This is a genomic window from Corallococcus sp. 4LFB (assembly GCF_046520365.1).
GTDB lineage: Bacteria > Myxococcota > Myxococcia > Myxococcales > Myxococcaceae > Corallococcus > Corallococcus caeni.
In genome coordinates, this window is record NZ_JBKGHJ010001002.1 from 1 (window position 1) to 1,341 (window position 1,341).

Consider the following 1,341-nt stretch of genomic DNA (forward strand, 5'->3'; position numbering starts at 1 on the left):
CCTCGTGCTCGAAGAAGGTGGTGCGCAGGGCTTCGTGGCGCGCCACCAGCGCTTCAAAGGAACGGCGCAGGGCTTCGACGTCCAGACGCCCCAGCAGGCGCAGCGCGACAGGGAGGTTGTAGGACGCGTCGTCCGGCGCCAGTTGGTCGAGGAACCAGAGGCGCTGCTGAGCGAAGGAGAGCGGCTGAGGGCCTTCGGTGCGCGTGCGGGTGAGGGGCGGCAGGCGAGTGCCCGTCGCCGTGCGCTGCAACCTCTCCGCAAGGGCCGCGATGGTGGGGGCCTCGAAGAGGGCGCGAAGGGGCAACTCCACGTCGAGCGTGGCGCGCACACGGGCCACCAGTTGGGTGGCGAGCAACGAGTGGCCACCCAACTCGAAGAAGTTGTCCGTGCGGCCCACGGCGGGCACGTGCAGCACTTCGCTCCAGAGCGCCGCGAGCTTCTCCTCCAGAGGGGAGGAGGGGGCCTCGTAGGCGTGTGAAGCCCGCAGCAGGCCCGCGTCCGGGACAGGGAGGGCCTTGCGGTCCACCTTGCCGTTGGACGTCAGTGGCAATGCCTCCAGGGAGACGAAGGCGGCAGGCACCATGTACTCGGGCAGGTGCTGCTTGAGGTGTGCACGGAGGGCGGAGACGTCGAGCGCTTCACCCACGACGTAGGCCACCAGCCGCTTGTCGCCCGGAGCGTCCTCACGAGCGAGCACCACCGCGTCCTTCACAGCGGGGGCAGCACGCAGGGCGTTCTCGACTTCGCCCAGCTCGATGCGGAAGCCGCGCACCTTCACCTGGGCGTCAATGCGGCCGACGAAGTCCAGCTGGCCGTCCGCGCGCCAGCGCACCACGTCGCCCGTGCGGTAGAGGCGAGCCCCTTCCTCACCCGAGAAGGAATCCGGCACGAAGCGCTCGGCGGTGAGGCTCGGGCGCCCTGCGTACCCACGCGCGACGCCCACGCCGCCGATGTGCAGCTCACCGCGCACTCCCACCGGTACCGGCTGCCATACGGGTCGAGCACATAGACGCGAACATTCGCCAACGGCTTGCCGATGGAGGGCACGCTCCCATCCGCGACCACCTCGCCGAACGTGGCGATGACGGTGGCCTCCGTAGGGCCGTACGTATTGAGCAGGCGCCGTCCCGGGGCCCAACGCGCGACGACGTCGGCGGGCAGGGCCTCACCACCAGAAATGACGGTGCGCACCTCCGGCAATCCCTCGGAGGACGTGGCCGCGAGTGCTGCGGGCGTGAGGCTGATGACGGAGAGGTGTTGCTCCCGAAGCAGCACGGGCAGGGGCGCGCCCGGCATCAACTTCTCCAGCGGCGCGAGCACCAGCGTGGCGCCGTTGCAGAG

The 1,341-nt window shown here is 70.1% G+C and carries 2 protein-coding genes; both read right to left on the minus strand.

Annotated features, from left to right (window positions below; translation table 11 throughout):
• Window positions 1-889 (minus strand): phosphopantetheine-binding protein (locus ACLEQD_RS43525; RefSeq protein ID WP_410391811.1); only part of this gene is annotated, 889 nt, incomplete at its 3' end.
• A partial coding sequence (locus ACLEQD_RS43530) for an AMP-binding protein (protein ID WP_410391812.1) occupies window positions 775-1,341 on the minus strand: 567 nt, incomplete at its 5' end. The genes ACLEQD_RS43530 and ACLEQD_RS43525, both read right to left, overlap by 115 nt.